The organism is Nonomuraea lactucae (genome assembly GCF_003313395.1).
GTDB classification, from domain to species: Bacteria; Actinomycetota; Actinomycetes; order Streptosporangiales; family Streptosporangiaceae; genus Nonomuraea; species Nonomuraea lactucae.
On record NZ_QNFZ01000957.1, the window covers coordinates 1 to 10,044 of the forward strand.

11 protein-coding genes and 1 pseudogene are annotated in these 10,044 nt (G+C 69.4%); 8 read left to right on the forward strand and 4 right to left on the reverse strand.

Annotated features, from left to right (window positions below):
- The 6 genes from DQW85_RS33540 to DQW85_RS33565 form a co-directional block, all read left to right on the forward strand.
- Positions 1-674: J domain-containing protein (locus DQW85_RS33540; protein WP_113703784.1), on the forward strand; the 674-nt coding region annotated here is incomplete at its 5' end.
- Complete coding sequence (locus DQW85_RS33545) at positions 671-961, forward strand: chaperone modulator CbpM (RefSeq protein WP_113703785.1); 291 nt, start codon at positions 671-673, stop codon at positions 959-961. The genes DQW85_RS33540 and DQW85_RS33545, both read left to right, overlap by 4 nt.
- Before the next feature lie 24 nt (positions 962-985).
- Positions 986-3,589 (forward strand): ATP-dependent chaperone ClpB, encoded by a 2,604-nt coding sequence (gene clpB, locus DQW85_RS33550; RefSeq protein ID WP_240197587.1) that lies wholly within the window; start codon positions 986-988, stop codon positions 3,587-3,589.
- Between the two features lies 1 nt (position 3,590).
- A complete protein-coding gene (gene trxA, locus DQW85_RS33555; protein WP_113703787.1) occupies positions 3,591-4,022 on the forward strand; it encodes a thioredoxin in 432 nt (143 codons plus the stop codon).
- Positions 4,019-5,686: an FAD-dependent oxidoreductase gene (locus DQW85_RS33560; RefSeq protein ID WP_113703788.1), complete on the forward strand. Its 1,668-nt coding sequence runs from the start codon at positions 4,019-4,021 to the stop codon at positions 5,684-5,686. Before trxA ends, DQW85_RS33560 begins: the two co-directional genes overlap by 4 nt.
- Positions 5,683-6,141 carry a DUF1931 family protein gene (locus tag DQW85_RS33565; protein WP_205315607.1) on the forward strand — a complete coding sequence of 153 codons (459 nt, stop codon included), beginning with the start codon at positions 5,683-5,685 and terminating at the stop codon, positions 6,139-6,141. The genes DQW85_RS33560 and DQW85_RS33565 overlap by 4 nt, the downstream gene beginning before the upstream one ends.
- A 302-nt stretch (positions 6,142-6,443) precedes the next feature.
- Here DQW85_RS33565 and DQW85_RS48330 read toward each other — a convergent pair.
- The 3 genes and pseudogenes from DQW85_RS48330 to DQW85_RS33575 all read right to left on the reverse strand — a co-directional run.
- Positions 6,444-6,689 (reverse strand): annotated as a pseudogene (locus DQW85_RS48330) (general stress protein); the annotation flags it as partial.
- A 16-nt stretch (positions 6,690-6,705) separates the two neighbouring features.
- Positions 6,706-6,996: a MerR family transcriptional regulator gene (locus DQW85_RS33570; protein WP_113703789.1), complete on the reverse strand. Its 291-nt coding sequence runs from the start codon at positions 6,994-6,996 to the stop codon at positions 6,706-6,708.
- 65 nt (positions 6,997-7,061) lie between these two features.
- Positions 7,062-7,496 carry an Hsp20/alpha crystallin family protein gene (locus DQW85_RS33575; protein WP_113703790.1) on the reverse strand — a complete coding sequence of 145 codons (435 nt, stop codon included), beginning with the start codon at positions 7,494-7,496 and terminating at the stop codon, positions 7,062-7,064.
- Between the two features lie 173 nt (positions 7,497-7,669).
- On the opposite strand from DQW85_RS33575, the gene DQW85_RS44985 reads away from it, so the two are divergent.
- Positions 7,670-7,879 (forward strand): hypothetical protein, encoded by a 210-nt coding sequence (locus tag DQW85_RS44985; protein ID WP_162795577.1) that lies wholly within the window; start codon positions 7,670-7,672, stop codon positions 7,877-7,879.
- 472 nt (positions 7,880-8,351) lie between these two features.
- On the forward strand, positions 8,352-8,759 hold the full coding sequence (locus DQW85_RS48335) for a MerR family transcriptional regulator (protein ID WP_113703791.1): 408 nt from the start codon (positions 8,352-8,354) through the stop codon (positions 8,757-8,759).
- A 533-nt stretch (positions 8,760-9,292) separates the two neighbouring features.
- On the opposite strand, the gene DQW85_RS44990 is transcribed toward DQW85_RS48335, so the two are convergent.
- A complete protein-coding gene (locus tag DQW85_RS44990; RefSeq protein WP_162795578.1) occupies positions 9,293-9,466 on the reverse strand; it encodes a hypothetical protein in 174 nt (57 codons plus the stop codon).
- Positions 9,467-10,044 lie beyond the last annotated feature (578 nt).

A 10,044-nucleotide genomic window follows, 5' to 3' on the forward strand; every position in this document is an offset into this window, starting at 1 on the left:
GTGCGGGCGCCGGCGCGCGGGCCGGCGCGGGCGGCCAGTGGCGCCAGGCCCGGCCCGGGGACTTCGGCTTCGGCGAGGGAGTCGACCTGGAGGACCTGCTCGGCGGCATGTTCGGCGGCCGGGGCAGACGGCACTGGGGCCCCGTGCCCGGTGCCGACCAGGAGGCGGAGCTGACGCTTTCCGTTGAGGAGGCCTACCACGGCGGGCGGCGCACCATCACGCTACCCGGCGGGAGGCGACTGGAGGTCAACATCCCACCCGGGGTCACCAACGGTCAGCGGATCAGGCTGGCCGGCCAGGGCGGGCATGGAAGCGACGGAGCGCCGGCCGGCGACCTCCTCCTGATCATGCGAATCGCCCCCCATCCCCGCTACCGCCTGGAGGGCCGGGACATCCACACCTCGCTGCCTCTCGCTCCGTGGGAGGCGGCGCTGGGCGCCATGGTCGCGGTGGACACCCCGGGCGGCGAGGCGAAGGTGAAGGTGCCGCCGGGCACGTCCTCGGGCCGCCGCCTGCGGTTGAAGGGCCGCGGTATGCCAAATCCGCGCGGAGCGCCCGGCGACTTCTTCGCCGAGGTCCGGATCATGGTGCCGGCCAGGCTCACGGACGAGGAGCGGCGTCTGTTCGAGCAGCTCGCCGCCGTCTCTCACTTCGACCCGAGGGGGCGTTCATGACGTACGCGATCGTCCGCCCGATCCGACTCGACCTGGACTCCTACGCGCGGGCCACGGGCCTGCACCCGCAGGCCGTGCGCCGGCTGGTGACGCTCGGCCTGCTGGAGCCGACCAGGAACGCCAGGGGGGAGTTGTGCTTCGCCCCCTCCCAGGTGGCAACCGCGGCCCGGATCCAGCGGCTGCACGAGGGACTGTCCATCAACTACGCCGCGATCGGCGTGGTGATCGACCTCCTCGACCGGATCGAGGAGCTGGAGGCCGCTCTGCGCGGCCTCCCACGACGCTAGGGGGCTGGAGTGGACCCGAACAGGATGACGCAGAAGTCGCAGGAAGCCCTGCACGACGCCCAGACCAAGGCCCTGCGCTTCGGCCACACCGAGGTCGACGGCGAGCATCTCCTGATGGCCCTGCTCGACCAGCCAGAAGGTCTGGCACCCAGGCTGGTGGAGCAGGCCGGAGCCGATCCGCGGCGCCTGCACGCCGACCTGGAGGCCGAGTTGTCGCGGCGGCCCAAGGTCAGCGGGCCGGGCGCCGCGCCGGGCCAGGTGTTCGTCACCCAGCGCCTGTCGCGGCTGATCGACGCCGCCGACCGGGAGGCGAGCCGGCTGAAGGACGAGTACATCTCTGTCGAGCACCTGCTGCTGGCCCTGATCGAGGAAGGACCCACGACCGTGTCCGGTCGGCTGCTGCACGAGCAGGGGCTGACCAGGGACCGGTTCCTGGAGGCGCTCACCTCCGTACGCGGTCACCAGCGCGTTACCTCGGCCATGCCCGAGGTCGCGTACGAGGCGCTGGAGAAATACGGACGCGACCTGGTCGCCGACGCTCGGGCGGACAAGCTCGACCCGGTGATCGGCCGCGACACGGAGATCCGGCGGGTGATCCAGATCCTCTCCCGCAAGACCAAGAACAACCCGGTGCTGATCGGCGACCCCGGCGTCGGCAAGACGGCCGTCGTCGAAGGGCTCGCCCAGCGCATCGCCAACGGAGACGTCCCTGAGGGGCTGCACGACAAGACCGTCTTCAACCTGGACATGGGCGCGCTCGTGGCGGGCGCCAAGTACCGCGGGGAGTTCGAGGAACGCCTCAAGGCCGTGCTGAACGAGGTGAAGGCGGCGGAGGGCCGAATCCTGCTGTTCGTGGACGAGATGCACACGGTGGTGGGAGCCGGGGCGACCGAGGGAGCCATGGACGCGGGCAACATGCTCAAGCCGATGCTGGCCCGCGGCGAGCTGCACATGATCGGCGCGACCACGGTCGAGGAGTATCGCCTGCACATCGAGAAGGACGCCGCCCTGGAGCGCAGGTTCCAGCCGGTGCTGATCGACGAGCCCTCGGTCGAGGACACCATCTCGATCCTGCGCGGCCTGCGCGAGCGGCTGGAGGTCTTCCACGGCGTGAAGATCCAGGACAGCGCTCTCGTCGCCGCGGTGACGCTGAGCCACCGCTACATCTCCGACCGGTTCCTGCCCGACAAGGCGATCGACCTGGTCGACGAGGCGTGCGCGATGATCAGGACCGAGATCGACTCCATGCCGGCCGAGCTGGACGCCCTGACCAGGCGGGTGCGGCGGCTGGAGATCGAGGAGGCCGCCCTGGAGAAGGAGGAGGACCCGGCCAGCCGGGCCAGGCTCGCCGAGTTGCGCACGGAGCTCTCCGCCCTGCGTTCCGAGGCCGATGCGATGCGGGCGCAGTGGGAGGCCGAGCGCTCGGCCCTGCGCAAGGTCCAGAGCCTGCGGCAGGAGATCGAGCACGTACGGCGGGAGGCCGAGCAGGCCGAACGCGACTACGACCTCAACCGTGCCGCCGAGCTTCGCCACGGCAAGCTCCCCGAGCTGGAGCGCCGGCTGCGCGCCGAGGAGGAGCGGCTGAGCAGCCGGCAGCACGGGCAGCGGCTGCTGCGCGAGGTGGTGACCGAGAACGAGATCGCGGACATCGTCTCGCGCTGGACCGGCATTCCCGTGTCCCGGCTGCAGGAGGCCGAGCGGGACAAGCTGCTCAAGCTCGACCAGATCCTGCACGAGCGGGTCGTCGGGCAGGAGGAGGCGGTGCGACTGGTGGCCGACGCCATCATCCGCGCCCGCTCCGGCATCAAGGATCCCCGTCGCCCCATCGGGTCGTTCCTCTTCCTCGGGCCGACCGGGGTCGGCAAGACCGAGCTGGCCAGGTCACTCGCGGAGGCCCTGTTCGACACCGAGGACAACATGGTCCGCATCGACATGAGCGAGTACCAGGAACGCCACACGGTCAGCCGCCTCGTCGGCGCCCCTCCCGGCTACGTCGGCTACGAGGAGGGCGGGCAGCTCACGGAGGCGGTGCGGCGCAAGCCGTACTCGGTGGTGTTGTTCGACGAGATCGAGAAGGCCCACGCGGACGTCTTCAACACGCTGCTGCAGGTCCTCGACGACGGCCGGCTGACCGACGCGCAGGGCCGCACGGTCAACTTCCGCAACACCGTGATCATCATGACCTCGAACATCGGCTCGCACCACCTGCTCGACGGGATCACCCCCGACGGCGAGATCAAGCCCGAGGCCCACGACGGGGTGATGGCGGAACTGCGCCGGCACTTCCGCCCCGAGTTCCTCAACAGGATCGACGACGTCGTGCTGTTCAAGCCGCTGACCGAGGCGGAGATCGAGCGGATCGTCGAGCTGATGTTCAACGACATCAGGCAGCGCCTGGCCGAGCGGCGGCTCAGGCTGGAGGTCACCGAGGACGCGCGCAAGCTCATCGCCAACCAGGGGTACGACCCCGTCTACGGCGCCAGGCCGCTCCGCCGCTTCATCGCCCGCGAGGTCGAGACCAGGATCGGCCGCGCCCTGCTGGCCGGCGACGTCCCCGACGGCTCGACCGTCAGGGTCGGCGCCGACAAGGGGGAACTCAACGTCACCTTCCACTCGCCGAGGAGCTGACATGCACACCGTCGTGACCTGCGTGAACTGCGGGAGGCAGAACAGGGTTCCGGCCGCGGCCGAGGGCCGGCCCCGCTGCGGGAACTGTCACCAGCCGCTGCCGTGGATCGCCGACGCCGGCGACGACACCTTCGCGGAGGTCGCCGAACGGGCCGACCTGCCGGTACTCGTCGACTTCTGGGCGCAGTGGTGCGCGCCGTGTCGGGCGGTCACGCCCGCGCTCGAACAACTCGCCCACGAGATGGCCGGACGGGTGAAGCTCGTCAAGGTCGATGTGGACCGGGCCCCGGCCCTGTCGCAGCGCTTCACGATCACGGCCGTCCCGACGCTCATGATGCTCAACGAAGGCCGCGTCGTGGCACAACGCGCGGGCGGGGCCCCGCCGGCCCAGCTCCGCGAATGGGTCGAGGGGACGTTGAGGACACCGTCATGATGGAGTCGGTGGCCTCCCTGTCCGAGACACCGGACCTGCATGGGGCCTATCCCCGTCTGGACGAGCGGCGCGTCGCCGAGCTGTCGAAATGCGGCGAGCGCAGAACCGTGTCGCCCGGCGACGTGCTCTACCGGGAGGGTGAGCCGGCCCGGGAGTTCATCGTGATCCTGCGGGGCAAGGTGGCCACGGTCGAGGGGTACGGCGGCGAGGAGGAGCGGACGATCGCCGTCCACGGCCCCGGACGCTTTCTCGGCGAGCTCGGCCTCCTCACCGGCCAGGCCGGATTCCTGACCGCTGTCGTGCGGGAGCCCGGCGAGATCCTGGCTGTTCCGGCCGACCAGGTGCGCGCGATGGTGGCCGGTGACCCGGCGTTCGGAGACCTCGTCCTGCGGGCCTACCTGACCCGCCGCACCATGCTGATCGGGATGGACGCCGGGTTCCGCATCATCGGCTCCCGCTATTCTCCCGACGCCCGCCGGTTGCGCGAGTTCGCCGCCCGCAACAGGCTCCCGCACCGATGGATCGACCTGGAGGAGGATGAGGAGACGGATGCGCTCCTCCGCCACCTCGGCATCTCCCCGCAGGAGACCCCGGTCGTGATCTGGCGCGGAGACCAGGTGCTGCGCAACCCGTCCGTCGCCACGCTGGCGAAGACCGTCGGCCTGCCGGCGCCCCGGCCGGCCGACGGCGTGTGCGACCTGATCGTCGTGGGCGCGGGCCCCGCCGGCCTGGCCGCGAGCGTGTACGGGGCCTCGGAGGGCCTGACCACGGTCGTGCTCGACGCGGTCGCCGCGGGCGGCCAGGCGAGCACCTCCTCCCGCATCGACAACTACCTCGGCTTCCCGTCGGGCATCTCGGGCGCCGAGCTCGCTGAGCGGGCCGTCATCCAGGCGGCCAAGTTCGGCGCCCGGCTGACCGTCCCGGCCGAGGCGAGCAGGCTGGAGGCGGACGACGGCCACTACACCGTCCACGTCGCTGGAGGGCCTGTCGTACGGGGCCACGCCGTACTGATCGCCACCGGCGCCCGTTACCGCAAACTCGACGTCCCCGATCTGGAGAAGTACGAAGGGTGCGGCGTCTACTACGCGGCGACGCCGTTCGAGCTGCGCATGTGCCGCCAGGCGCCGGTGGTCATCGTCGGCGGCGGAAACTCCGCGGGCCAGGCGGCACTGTACCTGTCCAGGAACGCCTCGTCGGTGCGCCTGCTCGTCCGCGGCGGCGACCTCGGCGGGAGCATGTCCCGCTACCTCGCCGATGCGATCACCAGGACTCCCGCCATCGAAATCATGTTCCACACCGAAGTACGCGAGCTCCTCGGCGACAGCTCTCTGCGGGCCGTGCGCGCCCAGAACAACCAGACCGGGCAGTTCATCGAGATCGAGACCAACGCGATGTTCGTCTTCATCGGCGCGGATCCGCACACTGGATGGCTGGAGGGCGCCGTCCCGCTGGACGACCGGGGCTTCGTCATCACAGGCGAGGGCTCGTCGTCACACTGGGAGGCCCTGCCCCTGGAGACCGGGCGGCCGGGCGTCTTCGCCGTGGGCGACGTCCGCAGCGGATCGACCAAACGGGTCGCGTCCGCCGTCGGGGAGGGCGCCATGGCGGTACGCCTGGTGCACGAAAGGTTCACCAAGACAGGGAATCGACAGGAAGGACGATGATCCGCATGCCAGTGATCGCGGTTTCCAGGTTCGAGCACTTCTTCCGCGCCGCCGCGGGACTAGACGTGGACAAGTCCGATCTCAAGCGCTACAGCGACTTCATCAACCGGAAGCTGTACGACATGCTCGTCGTCGCCGAGGCCGCGGCGAAGTCGAACAGGCGCGACATCATCCAGCCCTGGGATCTGCCCATCACCAAGGGACTGCAGGAGAGCATGCACGACTTCCGGGACCTGGACGAGGAACTGGACCTGGCATCGATCCTGGCGGAGCTCGCGGCGCTGCCTCCGCTGGATCTGTCGCTCAGCGAAGAAGCCGAGGCCCGGCTACCGGCTGTGGCGGGTGGGCTCTCGGTGGCGCTCGCCAGGGCGATCAGAACCATGGAGCCTGACCGCAAGAACCCGGCGAGCAAGGAATGGACACGCACGATCCGTGTCTTCGACCTACTGCTATGACGAGATTCGGCGCGTTGCCGGTGCCTCTGTTCGCCACGCGATCGGATGGCGGCTGCTCGGGCACAGGCAGGCCTGGCCCACCCCGCAGGGAGGATGAGCTCGAGCGTGACGTGCAGTAGGTGTGTGTCGGTCACGACAGCGTAGCGGGCGGCTGCCAGCGACTGGTTGGTCAATAGGTCGCCTCGGCCGCGCGCGGCCCAGCACGCGGTCACGCCGAAGGCGGCGCCGAGCAGCGCGCCGAAGGCCATCCCCGCCAGCAGCGCCGCCCACGGGCCCGCGACCAGTAGGACCATCAGGCTGGAAGGCAGGCCGAACCAGGCGCCGAGCGCAGCGCCCATGCCCGCCGCACGGGGAGTGGTCATCCGGCCCAGAACGTTCCCCATCAGGCGCAGGTTCTTCCCGACGATGCCCACTCGGTGCGCCGGAATACCGTTGCCGGCCAGGAAGGCGACCGCCTCACGGGCCTGTTCGCAGGTGTCGTAGGAGCCGACCACCGGCCGGTCGCCGCCCGCGGCCGCAGATGCGATCGCCGGAGCGGTCTCGATCATGGCAGGTGCCTGCTTCCTAGCTGGGTCGCTTCAGGTCGGCACGCAGTTCGCGGACTTCCTGCTCCAGTTCGAGGATGCGGCGGATGGCGTTGAGCGTCATTCCCTGGCCGGTCATCGTGGTGACGTGCTGCAGTAGCCCGATGTCGTGGCGGGAGTAGCGGCGCTGCCCGCCGGGGGAGCGGTGCGGGCTGACCACGTCGTGCTGGTCGAGCCGGCGCAGGAAGGCCTGCTGCACTTGCAGCATCTCCGCGACCTGGCCCAGGGAGTACAGCGGGGCGTGCTCGTCGTCGAACGGCATGCCGGCCATCCGGACCTCCTCTCGAATGGCAAGGGCGGGCCCGTCGGCACCCGCCCTTGCCATGGACGTGCCTATCAGGCCCGGATGGCCTTGACGTCGCCCTGCTGGATCTCGACCTTGCGGGGCTTGGCCCGCTCGAGCACGGGGATGCGGACCTTCAGCACGCCGTTGGCGTACCCAGCGTCGATCTTGTCGCTGTCGAGGTACTCCGACAGGTAGACGCGGCGGGTGAAGGTGCCCATGGGGCGTTCGCGGACGAAGACCCGCTCGCCCTCGGGGATCTCCTCCTCGCGGCGAGCGCTGACGCTCAGCACTCCGCGGTCGACGGTGACCTCGATGGACTCGGGGTCGATGCCGGGCAGGTCGAACGTCAGCAGCACGCCGTCGTCGCGGCGCAGGCCGTCCATCGGCATGAGGGCGCCCGTGCCGGTGCCGAAGGTCCGGCGGGCCAGCTGGTCGAACTGGCGCTCGAACTCCTGGATGAACGGGTCGAGGGATGTGAGCAGCATGTCCAGCTCCCTTCGCGAGCTCTCCGAGAAGAACCTCCAACTTGGTTCGTATGTTAGCTCCACCCATGAATGGATGCAAGCTGCCGGACGACGTTGAGGTGCCTCGGATGGACCGGGCGAGAAGAAGGGTTTGACACGAGCATCAGGCCCCGGCCATCGGAGAACTATCGGTCATGGAGATCAAGGATCGTCAATCCGGCGCGATGAAGCTGACGAAGATCGAGGCCGCCCAGGAGCCGTGCCCTGTCGTGGTCCTGGACGTGCTCGCCCATCGCCATCACCTCACCCCCGGCTCTGCATGTGGCATGGCGACGGGTTCTTGCCTCAAACGCGAAAGGAAATCTGTAGTCGCCACGGTAGACATTCGCGCTGTGGGTGGCTAGAGTACCTGACATCGCAAGGGACGGATCCACGGGGGCAGCGCAGTACGAGCACCACGATGGGGCTGCCCGGACGGACGTGGACAGCAGTACAGAACGAAGGTAGAGGGCAGAAGGTCGAACTGCCGCGGCCAGTGTGGTTGAGCAAGAGGGCCGGGGCGGTGGGCGCGCTGCCGCTTGCAGGAGTCGGCGCCAGTGGTCGGGGTGCCGAGGTACGGATAACTGGAAGGGAGTGTTGAACGCCATCAGGATCGCCCGTCGCCGGTCGCATGTCGCCGCACGGGTACCGCAGCTCCACGAACAGGACGGTGGTCTACGGTCACGCTTACGCGATCCCCGCACCCCCGCATCGGGCGGCTGGTGCGCATAAGTGAACCGCCCCTGCAGCACGCAGGCAGGGCCGGTCGATGGTGTTAACCTCTGGGCCCCGGCGCATCATGCCGCCGGGGCCCCTATTCGCATTCGGGAAGGTTGAATGGATCAAACACCTCAGGCAACGGTCACCACCTCCAGGCAGGAGCGGCCCCGCCCCACCGGCGCTCACCCATCCGATCACCCGGTCCAGGCGGTCGAAGCGGCCGGCAGTCTCGGGCAGCGGCTCGATGACGAGGACTATCCCGCCTACAGCATGGGCCGGGCCGCCGAGATCCTCGGCGTCACCCCGGCGTTCCTGCGCAGCCTCGGCGCCGCCAAGCTGATCGAGCCGCTACGCAGCGAGGGCGGGCACCGCCGCTTCTCCCGCTACCAGCTGCGCCTGGCCGCCCGCGCCCGCGAACTCGTCGACGCCGGCACCCAGCTGGAAGCGGCCTGCCGCATCATCATCTTGGAGGACCAGCTCGCCGAGGCGCTGCGCATCAACGAAGAACTCCGCCAGCGCCACTGACCGCTTTCGGCCCTCGGCCAGACCCGGGGGCTTCAGGACCGGCCGCGCCCGAAACGCCGGGCAGCCCCACGACAGCGAGGCCCGCGCGGCGTCGGCCGTTGAGGTTCGCCCCGGAGGACCGGGCCTTCCTCGCCGCCCTCCTGGCACCGCTGCCCCGCGACGTCCTGCGCCTGGTCCGGGAGAACCCGTCCTGGGGCTACCGGCGGGTCCACGGAGCTCACCACGCTCGGCATCACGATCGCTCCGTCCACGGTCTGGGAGATCCTCAAGCAGGAAGGCATTGATCCGGCACCCGATCGGGCGTCCACCACATGCGCCGACTTCCTGCGCTCCCAAGCCGAAGCTCTACTGGCATGCGACTTCATCGAGACCGTCACCACTGGTGGGCGGCGTCAGTACATCCTGGCCGTCATCGAGCACGCAACCAGACGCATCCGCGTACTTGGCACCACCGAGCACCCGACCGCGAACTGGGTCGCCCAGGCCGTTAAGAACCTGGTGATGGATCTGGAGGACGCCGGTTGCCAGCTCCGCTATCTGATCCGCGACCGGGACGGGAAGTTCCCGGCGCTCATGGACGAGATCCTGGCCCAGGCTGGCATCCAGACCGTGCTCACCGGAACGAGCTTCTCGACCGCTGCCTGCTGTGGAACGAACGCCACCTGCAGCACGCCCTGCGCGAGTACGAACAGTTCTACAACCGGCACCGAGCCCACCAAGCCCTGGCCCAGGCCGCCCCGCTACGTCCCGTCCCGGATCCGATCACTGATCCAGAGCGAATCACGAGCTTGACCGTGCGCCGACGAGACCGGCTCGGCGGAGTCCTCCACGAGTACTCACATGCCGCTTGAACTGCATGGATGGAATTTTCGGCAGGTGCACGCTCTGACCTCGCAGGCCAGGGCGAAGATGGCGGTGAAAGTGCACCGAACCCGAATGTCCTGGGATCCGCTGCCGGTCCGGCGCGTGCAGATTCCAAGGCCAATGGAAAGCTCCGCGCCTAGATCGTATGGCTTTAGGCCGGGCCGGAGCTGCGCTGATGCGATCGACACCTTGTTTGTCACACTCCGCGTAGCAGGCTGGCGGCGCCAGGCGCCGTGCGGTGACGGGCCGACCCACACGTCGCGCATGGAGTGGCCCTCGAGCGTCCACTCACCACCCCGCACCACCGGTCGACGTCGACGGCTCGGACCGGTGGGAAACCAGACGTACTAATGAGGCTCCGCCTCGGACCGCCGAGATTGCCGGTTCCGCTGGCGATCAGGCGTTGGTGAGTGCATCGTCA

Bases quoted from the DNA above. Each gene is read 5' to 3' on its own strand.
- DQW85_RS33545 (WP_113703785.1), top strand. From the start codon at position 671: ATGACGTACGCGATCGTCCGCCCGATCCGACTCGACCTGGACTCCTAC.
- clpB (WP_240197587.1), top strand. From the start codon at position 986: ATGACGCAGAAGTCGCAGGAAGCCCTGCACGACGCCCAGACCAAGGCC.
- trxA (WP_113703787.1), top strand. From the start codon at position 3,591: ATGCACACCGTCGTGACCTGCGTGAACTGCGGGAGGCAGAACAGGGTT.
- DQW85_RS33560 (WP_113703788.1), top strand. From the start codon at position 4,019: ATGATGGAGTCGGTGGCCTCCCTGTCCGAGACACCGGACCTGCATGGG.
- DQW85_RS33565 (WP_205315607.1), top strand. From the start codon at position 5,683: ATGATCCGCATGCCAGTGATCGCGGTTTCCAGGTTCGAGCACTTCTTC.
- DQW85_RS33570 (WP_113703789.1), bottom strand. From the start codon at position 6,996: ATGGCCGGCATGCCGTTCGACGACGAGCACGCCCCGCTGTACTCCCTG.
- DQW85_RS33575 (WP_113703790.1), bottom strand. From the start codon at position 7,496: ATGCTGCTCACATCCCTCGACCCGTTCATCCAGGAGTTCGAGCGCCAG.
- DQW85_RS44985 (WP_162795577.1), top strand. From the start codon at position 7,670: ATGGAGATCAAGGATCGTCAATCCGGCGCGATGAAGCTGACGAAGATC.
- DQW85_RS48335 (WP_113703791.1), top strand. From the start codon at position 8,352: ATGGATCAAACACCTCAGGCAACGGTCACCACCTCCAGGCAGGAGCGG.